The following is a 14,137-nucleotide window of genomic DNA, read 5'->3' as shown; positions in this document are numbered from 1 at the left end:
CTTTCAGGATCTGATTCATTCACTTTTCCGCCAAGGGGGATTAATGTTCAAAGATTTCGACGAAACCAAGCGTTACATCGAGAAACACCAGATCAATTTCATTGACCTCAAATACATCGACGTGCCTGGCAGGCTGCATCATGTCACCCTGCCGACCGACTATTTTTCAGAAGATACGCTGAAAAACGGAGTTGGATTCGATGGTTCTTCAGCCTCATTTTTCAAGACTGTGGAATGCGGCGACATGTGCCTGATCCCGGATCTTTCCACGGGCTTCCGCGATCCATTCCAGTCTGATCCGGAAGAAGGCATCCAGGTACTCTCTTTCATCTGCGGAGTCTGCGAGGCTGACACCAAAAAGCCCTATCCCCTGGACCCGCGCAGCATGACGAAAAAAGCCGCAGATTACTTGGAAAAAACCTTGAAAGCAGAGAGCTTCTGGCTGCCTGAACTTGAATTCTACCTTTTTTCAGAGGTCCAGAGCATCGACCCTACCACAGAAGGCGACGAGCCGTTCCGCTTCAAGACGATCGAGAAATACCTGCTCAAGCAGAAGGCTTACGAAGCCGCACCTCCTGAAGACCGCGCCACCATGGTGAGGAACCTGGCCTGCAAATACATGAAGGAATATGCGTCGATCCCGATTAAATATCACCATCATGAAGTCGGCTCACGGGGCCAGTGCGAGATCGAATTGAACTATGCTCCGCTGCTCAAGACAGCCGACAACATCATTCTGGGCAAGTATTTCGTGCGTAACCTGGCTGACCAGTGCAATCTGCTCGCCAGTTTCATCCCAAAACCCATTTACAAAGAAGCAGGGTCAGGACTGCATTTCCACCAATATCTTAAATCCGGCGGGAAAAATATCTTCAATAAACCTTCTGGCAAGGCAGCCCATGACACAGGCTACGGCACATTGACCAAAGACGCTCTGAGTTATATAAGCGGTCTGCTCTTTCACGCAGATTCCATGCTGGCTTTTACCAACCCTTCCACAAATTCCTACAAACGGCTGGTGCCTGGTTTCGAAGCACCCGTGAAAAAATTCTTCAGTTCCGGCAACCGCTCAGCAATCATCAGATTGCCTAAATACGGCCTGGGAACAGAAAAGCTCAGCGTGGAATTCAGAGCCTCAGATGCCACCTCCAACCCATATCTTGCAATTCCTGCCATGCTGCTTTCAGGCATCGACGGGATCAAACAGAAGCTGGTACCTGCAGATTACAATTACGGACCGATCGACAAGAATGTCTTCGAACTTCCGGAAGAGGAAACAAATCTGATCGGATCCCTCCCTACGACCATGCTGCAATCACTGGAAGCCCTGAAAAACGACCACGAATACCTGCTGCCTGTCTTCACAGAGGATTTTCTAAAGCTCTGGATAGACATGAAGCTCAGGGAATACCAGGATGTGATGGAAAGGATTCACCCCTACGAAATATATCTGTACCATAATTTTTAACCCCGACCACCATGATTGAACGCCTGCAGAAAATCATTTCCCGCGCCGGAGTCTGTTCAAGGCGTAGAGCTGAAGAACTGATCGCTGAAGGTAAAGTTACTGTCGACGGCCTGGCTGTCACTGAGCAGGGCTGCAAGGCTGATCCTTCAGTAAATGTAATTTCCGTTGACGGAAAAAAGCTGGAATTCCAGGACTTCGTCTATCTGCTTTTATACAAACCCCGCAATATGCTCACCACTCTCGACGATCCGCGTGGGAGGCCGACGATCATGGACTGCCTGAGACCTGTGAAACAGAGGGTTTTCCCGGTAGGAAGACTCGATTTCGACGCGGAAGGGCTGATTTTCCTTACTAATCACGGAGAACTCGCCAACCGGCTGATCCACCCCCGCTACAAGGCTCTAAAAACCTATCAGGTCAGGGTGACAGGACATCCCAGGGAGGAAGACCTGGACAAGATCAGGCGTGGGATCGGACTGCCTGAATTCAAGGCCCAGCCGGCACAGATCAAGATCATCGAAAAAAACCAGTCAACCTGTTGGCTGGAGCTGAAAATCTCAGAGGGAAAATATCATCAGGTTAAACTGATGTGTGAAGGGATCGGGACTCCTGTGGAAAAAATCGTCAGAACAGGTTTCGCCTTTTTCACACTGGGCGGTCTGGAACCAGGCAGATTCAGGCATCTCACCCTGATTGAGATCGAAAGACTGTTGAAATCCACCGGATTGACCAGGTAGGGGTCCACTAGTCATCATCATCAGGAATATCTTTCCTGTGCTTATCGTGCCTCTGATACTTCTTTTTAAGTTTATGTCCGCTCGACGGCTTCAGGTGCTCGTTTTCCCTGCGCTTTCTTTTCAGCAGCTTTTCCGGATCAAGCCTGATCGTGATTTCGCTTTTCTCTGACATAAAATCTCCTACTGGCAATCAATTTACAGAGATCCTCATTTTTTATCGGCATTTTTTCCCTCAACTGACTCCCGGATCAGGGTCTGGTGGTAATAATTTATTTTGTAGACAATCCGTAGATTCAATTGTAAGATTATATCGGACGGACTGGTCCGTCCGCTAGAACTGGTGGTTGGATATAGATCGGGAAAGCAGGGCGGGTCCGCTCGTCTGTCGGGAGGTTAGATGAAAAAAGACTTTTTGAAAGAAAAAAGAATCATGGAGAGCGCGGTGAAGATTTTCGCCCGCGACGGTTTTGAGCGGGCTACGGTTGATGAAATAGCGGCCGATGCCGGGGTGGGAAAAGGCACGATCTACCGCTACTATAACTCCAAGGAAGAAATCCTCAGATCGATTTTCCAGATATTGATCACTGAACTTAGAGTTAGTCTGCGTGCGGTCACCAGGAATTATGAAAATGACTTTTCAGGAACTTACACTGCCGTAATGAAGCACTATTTCGATTTTTTCCGGGAAAGGAAGGAAACATTCATCCTGATCAATGAAATAAACTCACAGCTGCTCCACGATTTTTTTGATTTCTATCTTAAAGAAATGCACTCACTGGTGGATCTGATCGAAGATAAAGTCAGGGAAGGGCTGATTCGTCCGGTCAAGCCTGAAACCGTACTTTTATCAATCCTGGGCATCTTCAATATCTTCCTGTATCGGGAAATCAGATTGGGTATAAAAATGACAAAAAATGTTTTTAATGACATTCATCAATTTATCTCTATCGGTCTTCTGACTGAGAAAGGAATCAAAACATGGAAACTCTGATTCTGGCTTTTATGATTTTTTTCAGCGCCACATCCTGGGGAGCAGGAACCGCTTTTTCGGACACCGTAGCAGTCAGTCTTAATGAAGCCGTGAGCATCGCTCTTTGCAATAATCCGGAAATAAATGCCTCCCAGGCTTTGCTTGGGAAAGCGGATGAGGATTATAAGGCGGCCCTGGGTCTGAATCTGCCGGAGATTTCCGCTCGGAAAAGCTCAACCAGACTGGACAGTCCGATGGAACTCTCAGTCGGCCCTATGCATGCTGCTATCACAGACGAACGAATCGATCTGGATAAGCTGGTGCTCAACTGGCCTCTTTATATGGGGGGGAAAATCCAAGCAGGGATCAAGGCAGCTGACCTCGCCAGGAATGTTGCTGAATTTTCAGCAGTGCTCACCAGAGAAAAAATAATCCTTCAGGTATCTGAGAATTATCTGGGCTATCTGAAGGCTGCACGGCTGGAAACCGTGATCCGGGAAGCGATAGAAACCGTGAATTCGCACCGCCATGACGTGGAAAAGGCCGTGGAAAACGGTGCTGCTTTGGAATCTGATCTTCTGAGGGTGGATGTCAGGCTGGCTGAACTCAGAAAAAACCTGATTGAAGTGAAAAATGGGCGCAATCTGGCGCTGGCTGCCCTGATCAAAAACCTTGGGACTGATAAAAAATTCAGACTGATGGAGAATGACCGGCTGGTTGGCTGCGGCTTCTCTGCCGATTCCGCTGAAACTACAGCAGAAATCAGCATCCTGGTAAATCTGCTGCCTGAATCTCCGGACGGATTCGTTTCTTATGCCGGGATACGCCCTGAACTCAAGCTAATTTCCTTTAACCGCAGAATGCTCGCCGAAGCCGAAAAAGCGGAGCGGGCGGATAATTATCCCCAGGTATTCCTGCAGTATGAAAACCACAGCGGCACCGAACTGTCCGAACATGATGGCGGTTATTCCTATACCTGGGTTTTGAACTGGAAATTCTTCGACGGCGGCAGATCAGGGCACAAATCCAAAGCCCTGCATGAACAGGCCAGGGCAGTTTCATTCCAGGAACAGGACGTTAAATCAGGGCTTACGCTCATGATCCGCAGCGATTTCTTCAATCTGCTGAAATTCCGCTCCCAGCTGGAATGCGGGAAATCCGAAGTGGCTGCGGCAAAAAAGAATCTCAGCGTGGTAACAGCTCAGTACAAAGGCGGAGCAGTCAATAACAGCAATTACCTTGATGCGCAGCTTGAGCTGAACAAGGCTGAAACGGATTTGTTTTCCACAGAATATGATTGTTATCTGGCTTATTACAGATTCATGAAGTCAATTGGAAAACTGGAAAAAATGTTCCCGGATAAACTCAACACTTTGGGAGGATGCGATGAATAAAAAGACTGTTTTTTTGCTGCTGGTTTTTTCCGGAGTTCTCATCTCTTCAGCAGCGGAAAAGGTTCTGGGACAGAAAGCGCAAAAAATGCTGCTGACCAATAAATTACCTGTCAGCTCCAGCGTGGAACCTGTCCGTTCGGCAGAAATTGCACCCAAAATCGGAGGAAAGCTGGATAAAATACTGGTTTCCGAAGGGCAGAAAGTGAAACTGGGAGATCCCCTGTTTTTACTGGACACCACGGAGCGCAACCTGCAGGTCACTCAGGCCGGAGCAGCCCTTGAAATGGCCTCAGCCAGGAAAAATGCCCTGGTCCAGGCTGAAGCCACCTATAAAAACGTACGCAGTGAGTATCAAAGGGTAAAAACTCTCTATGACGTCAAAGCTGCCACCAAGCAGAATCTGGAAAAAGCAGAAACAGCGCTATCCGTCGCTGAAGCGGCTTTTCAGGGTGCCAGAAAAATGCTGGCCGAAGAAGACAGTGCCCGCTCTTACAAAACACTGATGGATATCCAATTGGCAGATACCAGAATCTGTGCACCTTTTGATGGAATTGTCAGCGGAAAACTGAAAGAGGAAGGTGAGATTCTCTCCTCCGGCAAAGCGGTCCTGATCCTGGAGCAGATCTCGCCTGTCAAAGTCAGATTCGGGCTTCCTGAATCCTTTCTGCCGAAGATAAAAGTGGGTCAGGTCGCGGAAATGCGCACTCCTGCATATCCTGAGCAGGAGTTTGAATTTGTGATCACTTCGATCAATCCCAAGGTGAACTCCAGAACAGGTGAATTCACGCTGGAAGGTCAAACGGAAAACCGGAACGAAGCTCTTACCGGAGGGATGTTTCTCGCAGGAACTTTAATTCTGGAAACAAAGGAAGCGGTTGTGGTTCCGCTGTCTTCAATCTTCAAAAAAGTGGGCATTGCAGACAGTTTTATTTTCAAGATCAAGGACGGCAAGGCAATCGAGCAGAAAGTGAAAACCGGGACTGTCGAGGGGAAATGGATCGAAATTGCTGAGGGCATTGAATCAGGAGATTGGATTGTCACTGAAGGCAAGAACAAGCTGATTCACGGAATGGACTGCGAGATCGCGGAGGAAAAATGAGTTTAGCCGGAATTTCCGTCAAGCGTCCTGTCGGAGTGACTGTTTTCTATCTGATAGTGCTGATCCTCGGCAGTATCTGCTTGTACAAGCTTCCCATTGACATGTTCCCCTCACTGGACGTGCCTTCCCTGTCGGTGATTACTATTTACCCGGGTGCCAATGCCCAGGACGTGGAAAACAATGTCACCCGCTACATCGAGGAAAAGCTGGCCAGTGTGAACAATCTGAATCACATCACCAGCAAGTCCAAGGACAATGTCTCGATGATCACGTGCCAGTTCGAATGGGGAACTAATCTGGACGAAGCAGCCAATGATATCCGCCAGCAGCTGGAAATGGCCAAAACCAACCTGCCTGAGGATGCGGAAAAAAGCGTTGTCTATAAATTCAGCACTTCCTCGCTTCCCATCCTGCTGATTTCGCTGTCCACTGATCATTACCCGGAAGACCTTTATTTTACAGCGGATAAAATCATCGGCAGGGAGCTGAAAAAATTGCCTGGCGTGGGAGCCTGTACAGTGGAAGGTTTCCGCAAACGCGAAATCCGGATCGAGGTGGATCCGGAACGGCTGCGTTTTTATGGGCTCAGCCTGGATCAGATTTCGCAGATGACTGCCTTATCCAATCTTGATGTCCCGGCAGGGACCCTGAATTCAGGCAAGTATTCTTACAACCTGAGGCTGGCCGGCAGAATCGAGAATCTGAAAGAACTCAAACGGGTGATCCTGGCTGAGCGGGACGGCAAAGCGGTTTATCTGGAGGATGTGGCTAAAATCTATGATGGGTTCGAAGAAAAAACCGCGTTGAGCCGGGGAGGCTCTGGCAAACCATCTTTGATCCTGTTCGTGCAGAAGCAGTCCGGCGCCAATACTGTGACTGTGGTGGATGCGGTGATGAAACGTATCGCTGAGCTGAAAACCAGACTTCCGGCAGGCACGGAAATCGATGTAGTTTCGGATAACTCGAAATCCATCCGGAATTCAATCAACACTCTGAGCGAGGCCGTCCTGCTGGGCGCATTCCTGGTAGCGCTTGTGACCTTCCTGTTTCTGCGGCAGATTTCCGCCAGCCTGATCATCATGGTGACCCTGCCTGTTTCCCTGATCTGGGCGTTTGTGGTGCTTTATCTTTCGGGCAGCACGATCAATCTGATTTCCCTGATGTCGATCAGCATCGTGATCGGGATGATGGTGGACGATGCAGTTGTCGTTCTGGAAAACATCCAGAGGCATATGGAAAGCGGAGAAAGCAGGGAATTCTCCTCCATTTACGGTACCTGGGAGGTCTGGGCTGCAGTGCTCGCTTCTGCGCTTACCACGGCAGTAGTATTCTTCCCTCTCTTTTTTGTGGGTGGAATTTCAGCGATATTTTTCAAGGAACTGGCCTTGATCGTGGGGTTCACTATCATGGCTTCCTGGCTGACTTCAGTCACATTGACCCCCATGCTTACCTCACGCTTCATGACTCTGCCTACCGGTGATTTTTATCAAAAAACTGAAAAATGGCTGAAGAAAATGGAGGATTTCTACCGCGGGCTGATCAGATCTGTGCTTTCCAGGCCAAAGGCTTTTCTTACAGTGATGCTGCTGATTTTTCTGGGAAGCCTCTGCCTGTTTCCACTCCTGAATTCCGAGTTCATGCCCCTGGTGGACCAGGGGGAAATGCAGATCCAGGCGGATCTTGACGCCGGAACCAGGCTGGAAGAAACCGACCGTTATTCAGTGCTGGTGGCGGATATCATACGGGAGGTTGCCCCTGAAGTGAAAGCCATGGCGATCCGCTATGGGCAGAGCAAGGACGCCAAGGGCGCCATTGTAGGAATGAAAGAGGGCAAGGAAAGCTTCATCTGTTATGCATCCCTTGTGGAGAAATCGAAGCGGAAAAGGAGCGTGCAGGAGGTCGGCAAAGCAATCGGGGATGAACTGAAAAAACGCTGCCCTGCCTTTTCCAGCGTCACGGTCAATGCCGGTGATCTGCTGATGCTGCTTTTGTTCGGCGGAGCCAAGCCGGTGACTGTGGAACTGTATGGCCCGGATTTCAACGAACTTACAACGGCGGCAGAATCTGTCTTTGAAATGATGAAAAAAGTCCCTGGCACCAGCAGCGTGGTGAAATCATTCGACCCGCCCAGACCCGAACTGGTAGTGCGGCTGAATCGGGAGCTTGCCCAGCGCAAGAAAGTCAATCCCGCACTGGCCGGGAAGACGATCCGCGATTTTTTCTACGGGAAGAAGGTCTCCATTTTCCGCGAACAGGGCGAGGAATTCGACATTTTCCTGACTCTCCCTGAAGCAGCTAAGGAAGATCTTGATTCATTGAAAAAAATATACATTACCTCAATGTCCGGGGAACTGGTGCCGCTCTCTGAAGTGGCGCAGATCGAGTTTGCAGCTGCCCCCACTGAAATCATGCGCAAGGACCAGGAAAAAATGGTGCGTGTCATGTCCGGCACATACGGACGGCCACTGTCTGCAGTGCTGACTGACGTGAAATCAGGGATGGCAAAGCTGAATCTCCCGGCTACGATCCGCATCAATTACAGCGGAGACGTGGAGGAGCAAAAAAAATCCTTTACCGATCTGTCCATGCTTCTGATAGTTGGAATCATCCTGGTTTATCTGGTGATGGCAGGCCAGTTCGAGTCCTTTAAAATCCCGTTTTTAATCATGTTTTCACTGCCCTTCACACTTTCAGGAGTGATCATTGCCCTCCTGATTACCGGCACCACCCTGAACATAATGAGCTTTTTCGGGATCATCATGCTGGTGGGAGTGGTGGTAAAAAACGCGATTGTGCTGGTGGATTACATCGGTTTCATGAGGAAACGTGGAGTGAAACTCAAGGAAGCCATTGTGGAGACAGGTGCGCGGAGGCTGCGCCCGATTCTGATCACTTCCCTAGCCACCATCTGCGGGATGCTGCCGCTCGCTTTAGGTCATGGGGACAGTTCCGAAGTCTTCAATCCGATCGGTATTACCATGATCGGGGGACTGCTGGTGAGCACTGTGACCACTCTGCTGATCATTCCGGGAATTTACTATGTTACTGAAAAGGAGGAAAAATAGATGGAAAAAATGAATCTGATCCTGGTTTATGAGGGTCTGAGGGAAAAGTTTGTGGGTATTTTACAGAAATTGAAAATCAATTCTTATACCGAATTGCCGGATGTTTTAGGGAGCGGCATGTCCTCAGGTCATCATCATGGAGACGATGTCTGGCCGAGACGTAACGTGATGTTTCTGATTGCCCTGTCTCCGATTCAGCAGGAGGAATTCGAAGGAGAGTTCGCCGGATTTAGAGAGGAGTATAAAAATGACGGGGCCAAGCTTTTCAGATTTGAGCTGGAGAAAATAATCTGATCCCACAGTGACTCAACTCAATTTAAATATCCCCGGATTCTACCGATAGAATACAATAACTGTCCGGGGGCTGTTACAGTGTCCACGAGCATTAACAGATTGATCCAGATACTGTTCCTGATCGGAGCTCTGAGCCTGTTTCTGAATGCGGAAACCTTCACCAGAATCCTGAATCCAGAGCGCTTCTCCCCTTCCATGTCGGATTTTTTTTTAAAACTTCCTTATCTGCTTCTCCTGGCCGGAGCCCTGATAGGGTGGAATTTCAACAAAAGTCAGGTGACTTTCATCAATCTCGCGCTTGCCGCCGGTTATTTCATAGCCGTGGAAGCGGTCGGGAAAAGTGATCTTTTTAGAAACAGACTGCTGTTCGAACCCTTTTTTGCCTGCCTGACTGTTCTGCTCTGCCTGAATATTCTGGTCTTTTTTCTGGGAAGAGAACGAGGCATACTCACCCGTGCCGGGATCGTCAAACTGCTGCTTCTGGTCTCAGGTTTCGGAGGATTCCTCTGTCTGTTCCTGGGCTCGCAGGAAACAATTCTTAACTTTCTAAAAGAATATCCGGTTTTTTCTCAGAAAGCCATCTGGCTCAATACTAACCTGATCGCTACTGCGGTGACGATTTTCACGGCCCTTACACTGATCGTGCTCCAGATCAGAACCCAGAATCCTACCGGACGTTTCCTGTCATTTACGGTAGTCCTGCTTTTTCTAGCCCTGAACTTCGACAAACCCTGGGCAGGCGGTAAAATCTGCCTGTACCGCACTGCACTGATTTTTTCCATCAATGCCCTGACCATGCTTTTCTGCCTGTATTTCCTGACCTGGGGCAGGGTCTTTTCAGATCAGCTCACTGGGCTTTTGAATCGCCGCGCCCTGGATGAGGCGCTCCAGAAATTATCAGGTGAATACTCGGTCTGCATGCTGGACATCGACTTTTTCAAAAGTTTCAACGATACATTCGGGCATCAGGCAGGCGATGAAGTCCTGAAATTCGTGGCAGAATCAGTGAAAAACTGCGGATTCGGAACCGGATATCGCTATGGGGGCGAGGAATTCGTGATAGTCACTCCCGGGCAGGGGATCACGGATGTGGTAAACGAGGCAGAAGCTCTGCGCAGGAAGATTGAATCCGGCAGCCTGATGCTGACCCAGGTTAAAAATCCGAAGTATTATGGAAAACGCGTTTCCCTGACTGTCAGCATCGGCATCTCGCAAAGTACCGATTTTTCAAGCGAACCGGATGAAGTGCTGCAGTCAGCGGACGCTGCATTATACAGAGCCAAGAAAAAGGGTCGCAATCGAGTGGAAATGGAAAAAAGAAAAGTGCGGAGGTAATCATGCACAGAAAAATCAGAACCCAGTACACAGCCACCAGTGAAATCAGTGAATCCAAGGCTTCAGAAAAACCGGGAAGCATGCTCACTACTGTCGCCAATACCTTTAAATACCTGGTCTATAATGTGCTGACCTGGTGAATCCGGTCGGAAAAGACAGCTGAGAATGCAGCACCCACACCTGCAGTGTGGATGTGCGGCTCTAACGGACAAGTTCGTAAGAGCCGCAGCAAATTGTAACTGGCTCTCCTCCAGTTCAGCAGGTACGATTCAATCATTAAATGCTCAAGGAGGAGAACTTGAAAAAAGGAATCATCATTTGTTCAATGCTGGCACTGCTCTGCAGTACCGCAGTCTGGTCCGCCGGCGTGACAACTGGAAGCACTGCGAACGGAACACAGTTCAACTGGTACGAACCAGGTCAGACTTTTATCGAGAAGGCTGATTCAAACCGGGAAATACAGTCGCTCTGGATCAGCTGGACCGATGCGGGCGGCACTGCCCAGGCAGGGATTTACTTCGACAACCAGCTTTACAAGACAATGGAGGTCGGGGACAACCAGATGTTCACCATCCAGGTGAACAAGAAGATCTCGCAGATCAAGATCGCGGTCGCAGCGGATGCAGCCCAGATCAACTGCTGCCTGATCCGCTACAAGTCAGAGCCTGTATTCAACGGGCCAAACGGTCCACATTACCCGGGTGGGTACTACGATCAGTATGGTGTCTTCCACCCATACTATCCTTACAATCCAAACTACCCGAATTATCATCCCTCCAGTTCATATTACGAATCCGGGTATTACAGCCAGGACGGCGTATATCACTATTACACCAATTATGGTTACTACGACCAGCATGGTTATTATCATCAGCACAACGGTCCGGTTGAAGAAGACTGGCTGTCAGGAGTATAAAAAAATATTTAACTTTGGCACATTTCAGTGTTGTGCAGCCAAATGTTTTACAAAGGCTTTGATTAGTGGCGGGTCCTGTCCTGGTGCAACTTTTTTTCTCCTTCGCTCCGCTCAGTGCGCCAAAAAGTTACACCTGGCCACCCCACAAGGATTTGGCAGGTTTTAAAAAGTAATATTTGCCAAAGCAAATAAATAGTGAAGTTTACTCAGAAAACCCCGCCAGGGGTTTTCTGCTTTTAGCGCAGCTCCCACACTTGCAGTGTGGATGTGCGGCTCTAACGAACAAGTTCGTAAGAGCCGCAGCAGATTGTAACTTGAACAGGCGCTGATTCCGGACATAATGGAAATACGTAAATCAGGGAGGGAATCATGCTTAAACTGAGAAGTATCATCATTTTCATGATCATTTTACGGTTGGCCGGACAGCTGTCTGCAGAGGGCAGGGCCTGGACAGTGTTCGTCTATATGAACGGAGACTGCAACCTGGAAGGAGCAACATTCCGCGGCCTGAACCAGCTGGAGAAAGTCGGATCAAACGACTGGATGGACATGGTGGCTCTCGTGGACCGCATTCCAGGGGAAAACACAAGCAACGGCGACTGGACAGGCGGCAAAGTCTTTCATGTGATTAAAGATACTGACACCACACAGGTCGGGGACGATGGCACAGTGATTTCACCCGTACTGGAAGATATTGCAGAACCGGACATGGGAGATCCGGCTACGCTCACCGGCTTCGTAAAAAAATATGCAGCCATGTTCCCGGCAGAGAAATACTGCCTGATCATCTGGGGCCACGGCCACGGCTGGAAGCCATATGTTTATCCGCCGAAATCGCGCGATGTCTGCAGCGACGACACTGACCGCGATACTTTGACTCTTGCAGAACTGAAATCTGCATTTTCAGAGATTACTGACAGCCTAGGTAAAAAAATCGATGTGCTGGATTTCGACGCCTGCCTGATGGGAATGCTGGAAGTGGCTTATCAGTTCAAGGACAGCGTAGATTATCTGGCATATTCCGAGGAGATCGAACCGGACGACGGCGACCCGCTCTGCTCAATTTTTTCCTCACTCACTCCGGAAGCCGGAGGTCGCGACCTGGCATTGTTGTTCGCAGAAAAATATTGCTCCTTCTATCCAGCCAAATGGTACGATGTTACCAAATCCGCGATCGACGAAAGCCGGATCAGGGCCGTGGAATCGTCCATTGCGGATCTGGCCCTGGAACTTACTGGAAACATGGGGAAATTTAAAACTGCCCTTGCAGGAGCCAGGCATGATTCACTCTGGTTCTCTGAATCTGATTATATAGATCTTGGTTTTTTCCTGCAGCTGCTTGAGAAAAGATGCAATTCAGACGATGTGCTTGTGGAAAAGATCCAGGCCGCGCGTTTTGATTACGGCAAAGCTGTAATCTACGGTGGCCACGTTGGCGATGAAAACGAGGATGCTACCGGGATGTCGATCTACTTCCCGGAAACCGGAAACAGATACTTGAAATCTTATGAGGATCTTCCCTTTTCGAAAACTTCAGGCTGGGACAGGCTGCTGCAAGAGTATTATAAATAACTTGAGTTTGGCAAATTTTTGTGGTGTACAGCCAAAGGTTGTTCGGAAAACTCGATTTGTGGCGGGTCCTGTCCTGGCATAACTTTTTCTCTCCTTCGCAAGGCTCAGATCGAGAAATAAGTTACGCCTGGCCACCCCACAAGGGTTTCAGCGGCATGATCTGGAAAATTTGCCAAAGTCGAGTAAATAACTTAACCAAGATAGATAAGTTCAGCGATCAGCTCCATTGATTGCAGCTATCAGTTTCCCTGCGGTCAGGTCCCAGTCGAAATGCGGCAGCATTTCTTGCGCGTTCCTCATTTTCTGGCAGCAGAGTTCCCTGTTCTGCGATGCGCTCCACAAAGCCTGAGTCAATTCTTCCCATTTCGGTTCAGCAATGATTGCAGTAGCCGAGCTGTTCTCATATTGAATCTCTCCGGCTTCACGCAGTTCATAATCGATCAGGAATGAGTTCTCAGGACCCAGAAATTCTGCAGGTCCGCCATACGGGCAGGCGATTACAGGCAGGCCGCAGGCTGTGGCTTCCAGGAGCACCATGCCCAAGCCTTCAGAGCGGCTGGGCTGCACGTAGCAATCAGCCTGCCAGAGAAATTCGCGCAAGCCGTCGTCAGTCAGAAACCGCTCTTCAATAATCTTGACCCTGTGGTCCCTTACTTTAGCCTCCAGCTCCCCTTCCCTGTACTCAAAATGGAACTTGCCGGTTCTGTAAGGCAATTTGATTCTGAGTTCCACATCGTCCCTGCCGGAAAAAGCCTGATAAAAACAATTGATCAGTTCCAGCAGCCCTTTCCGCTTCTGGGGCATGGCTACAGTCACGAAAATAAATTTATCCCGCACAGGCCGGGCAGTCTGAGGGTAGAAGTTTTTCCTGTTTACCCCGTATGGAGCTATCAGCAGCGGGATTTTAACTCCTGAGCGCTCGGCGAGTTTCCGGTTGAACTGATTGGGCACCCAGAGCAGGTTCAGATGCCTGTTGATGCGCTCAACCCATTGCTTTGGAAGCTCGCTCGTCTCGTAGACCATGCCGCCGATCTTGAACCTGGCTTCCAACCTGTCGTAGAAAAGGGGCATGATGAAAGCAAGTTCAGCTTCGAGATTCCGTTCTTTTTTCAGCGCTGCTTCGAGTTCCGGGGACAGCTTGATGTTAGGCTGGTACAGATGTCCCTTCTGCTCCACGATGGAAAGGTCGCAGAGATGATTCAGGGACGCACAGATTTCCCTGCCGATCCTGGCCCAGGAGACGACTGAACGCAGCAGGCCGAGATAGTTAAGGCTATGCAATAGAAT

Annotated in this window: 13 protein-coding genes; 11 read left to right on the top strand and 2 right to left on the bottom strand. The window is 49.3% G+C overall.

The window, feature by feature from the left end; genetic code table 11:
* The first annotated feature begins 43 nt into the window (after window positions 1-43).
* A complete protein-coding gene (locus PHW04_08595; protein MDD2715936.1) occupies window positions 44-1,468 on the top strand; it encodes a glutamine synthetase beta-grasp domain-containing protein in 1,425 nt (474 codons plus the stop codon).
* 11 nt (window positions 1,469-1,479) lie between these two features.
* Window positions 1,480-2,205, top strand: a complete 726-nt coding sequence (locus tag PHW04_08590; GenBank protein ID MDD2715935.1) for a pseudouridine synthase — start codon at window positions 1,480-1,482, stop codon at window positions 2,203-2,205.
* A gap of 7 nt (window positions 2,206-2,212) precedes the next feature.
* Here the strand turns inward: PHW04_08590 and PHW04_08585 are convergent, their stop codons facing one another.
* A complete protein-coding gene (locus PHW04_08585; GenBank protein ID MDD2715934.1) occupies window positions 2,213-2,377 on the bottom strand; it encodes a hypothetical protein in 165 nt (54 codons plus the stop codon).
* A 225-nt stretch (window positions 2,378-2,602) separates the two neighbouring features.
* Between PHW04_08585 and PHW04_08580 the strand changes: the two genes are divergently transcribed.
* From PHW04_08580 to PHW04_08540, 9 genes are all read left to right on the top strand, one after another.
* Window positions 2,603-3,196, top strand: a complete 594-nt coding sequence (locus tag PHW04_08580; GenBank protein MDD2715933.1) for a TetR/AcrR family transcriptional regulator — start codon at window positions 2,603-2,605, stop codon at window positions 3,194-3,196.
* Window positions 3,184-4,569 carry a TolC family protein gene (locus PHW04_08575; protein MDD2715932.1) on the top strand — a complete coding sequence of 462 codons (1,386 nt, stop codon included), beginning with the start codon at window positions 3,184-3,186 and terminating at the stop codon, window positions 4,567-4,569. The genes PHW04_08580 and PHW04_08575 overlap by 13 nt, the downstream gene beginning before the upstream one ends.
* Window positions 4,562-5,668, top strand: a complete 1,107-nt coding sequence (locus tag PHW04_08570) for an efflux RND transporter periplasmic adaptor subunit (protein ID MDD2715931.1) — start codon at window positions 4,562-4,564, stop codon at window positions 5,666-5,668. The genes PHW04_08575 and PHW04_08570 overlap by 8 nt, the downstream gene beginning before the upstream one ends.
* A complete protein-coding gene (locus tag PHW04_08565; protein MDD2715930.1) occupies window positions 5,665-8,733 on the top strand; it encodes an efflux RND transporter permease subunit in 3,069 nt (1,022 codons plus the stop codon). The genes PHW04_08570 and PHW04_08565 overlap by 4 nt, the downstream gene beginning before the upstream one ends.
* On the top strand, window positions 8,734-9,027 hold the full coding sequence (locus PHW04_08560; GenBank protein MDD2715929.1) for a hypothetical protein: 294 nt from the start codon (window positions 8,734-8,736) through the stop codon (window positions 9,025-9,027). It begins immediately after the preceding gene.
* 78 nt (window positions 9,028-9,105) lie between these two features.
* Complete coding sequence (locus tag PHW04_08555) at window positions 9,106-10,362, top strand: GGDEF domain-containing protein (protein MDD2715928.1); 1,257 nt, start codon at window positions 9,106-9,108, stop codon at window positions 10,360-10,362.
* Window positions 10,363-10,364: 2 nt separating this feature from the next.
* Window positions 10,365-10,502: a hypothetical protein gene (locus PHW04_08550; GenBank protein MDD2715927.1), complete on the top strand. Its 138-nt coding sequence runs from the start codon at window positions 10,365-10,367 to the stop codon at window positions 10,500-10,502.
* A gap of 158 nt (window positions 10,503-10,660) precedes the next feature.
* Entirely contained in the window at window positions 10,661-11,278 is a 618-nt protein-coding gene (locus PHW04_08545; GenBank protein MDD2715926.1) for a hypothetical protein, read from the top strand.
* A gap of 369 nt (window positions 11,279-11,647) precedes the next feature.
* Window positions 11,648-12,850: a clostripain-related cysteine peptidase gene (locus tag PHW04_08540; GenBank protein MDD2715925.1), complete on the top strand. Its 1,203-nt coding sequence runs from the start codon at window positions 11,648-11,650 to the stop codon at window positions 12,848-12,850.
* 210 nt (window positions 12,851-13,060) lie between these two features.
* Here PHW04_08540 and PHW04_08535 read toward each other — a convergent pair whose 3' ends face one another.
* Window positions 13,061-14,131, bottom strand: coding sequence for a glycosyltransferase (locus tag PHW04_08535; protein MDD2715924.1), 1,071 nt, complete (start codon window positions 14,129-14,131; stop codon window positions 13,061-13,063).
* Window positions 14,132-14,137 lie beyond the last annotated feature (6 nt).

The organism is Candidatus Wallbacteria bacterium, assembly GCA_028687545.1.
In the GTDB taxonomy this organism is placed as follows: domain Bacteria; phylum Muiribacteriota; class JAQTZZ01; order JAQTZZ01; family JAQTZZ01; genus JAQTZZ01.
The sequence above is the reverse complement of the archived record's forward strand: the minus strand, read 5'-3'. Positions and strand labels throughout refer to the sequence as shown.

What these genes read in the sequence shown, in the direction of transcription:
- PHW04_08595 (MDD2715936.1), top strand. Translation starts at nt 44, where the DNA reads ATGTTCAAAGATTTCGACGAAACCAAGCGTTACATCGAGAAACACCAG.
- PHW04_08590 (MDD2715935.1), top strand. Translation starts at nt 1,480, where the DNA reads ATGATTGAACGCCTGCAGAAAATCATTTCCCGCGCCGGAGTCTGTTCA.
- PHW04_08585 (MDD2715934.1), bottom strand. Translation starts at nt 2,377, where the DNA reads ATGTCAGAGAAAAGCGAAATCACGATCAGGCTTGATCCGGAAAAGCTG.
- PHW04_08580 (MDD2715933.1), top strand. Translation starts at nt 2,603, where the DNA reads ATGAAAAAAGACTTTTTGAAAGAAAAAAGAATCATGGAGAGCGCGGTG.
- PHW04_08575 (MDD2715932.1), top strand. Translation starts at nt 3,184, where the DNA reads ATGGAAACTCTGATTCTGGCTTTTATGATTTTTTTCAGCGCCACATCC.
- PHW04_08570 (MDD2715931.1), top strand. Translation starts at nt 4,562, where the DNA reads ATGAATAAAAAGACTGTTTTTTTGCTGCTGGTTTTTTCCGGAGTTCTC.
- PHW04_08565 (MDD2715930.1), top strand. Translation starts at nt 5,665, where the DNA reads ATGAGTTTAGCCGGAATTTCCGTCAAGCGTCCTGTCGGAGTGACTGTT.
- PHW04_08560 (MDD2715929.1), top strand. Translation starts at nt 8,734, where the DNA reads ATGGAAAAAATGAATCTGATCCTGGTTTATGAGGGTCTGAGGGAAAAG.
- PHW04_08550 (MDD2715927.1), top strand. Translation starts at nt 10,365, where the DNA reads ATGCACAGAAAAATCAGAACCCAGTACACAGCCACCAGTGAAATCAGT.
- PHW04_08540 (MDD2715925.1), top strand. Translation starts at nt 11,648, where the DNA reads ATGCTTAAACTGAGAAGTATCATCATTTTCATGATCATTTTACGGTTG.